Origin of the sequence: Paraburkholderia madseniana (assembly GCF_009690905.1) — a bacterium.
GTDB lineage: Bacteria > Pseudomonadota > Gammaproteobacteria > Burkholderiales > Burkholderiaceae > Paraburkholderia > Paraburkholderia madseniana.
This window is the reverse complement of sequence record NZ_VOSW01000373.1, coordinates 1-242: the sequence shown is the minus strand read 5'-3', so window position 1 is coordinate 242 and position 242 is coordinate 1. Positions and strand designations below refer to the sequence as shown.

Genomic DNA, 242 nt, shown 5'->3' with positions numbered 1-242 from the left:
AGCCCATCACACCGCATTCGCTGCGCCATGCATTTGCGACGCACCTGCTCGAATCCGGCACCGATGTACGCGTGATCCAGTTGCTGATGGGCCATCGCAGCCTGGCCACCACGGCGCAATATTACCGGCCGAAAGTTGTTATGTGCAGTCTCGAATCCCGCTCGCGATAGCAAAGGTTTCCGGTCGTAGGAACTCTACATAAAAGTTGGACAGGATGGGGAGGCCCGCAGCCAACAAACGAC

General features: G+C 57.4%; 1 protein-coding gene. It reads left to right on the top strand.

What is annotated here, in order from left to right:
* On the top strand, positions 1–170 hold a 170-nt coding region (locus tag FSO04_RS46185; protein WP_154568051.1), incomplete at its 5' end, for a tyrosine-type recombinase/integrase.
* Positions 171–242: the final 72 nt, after the last annotated feature.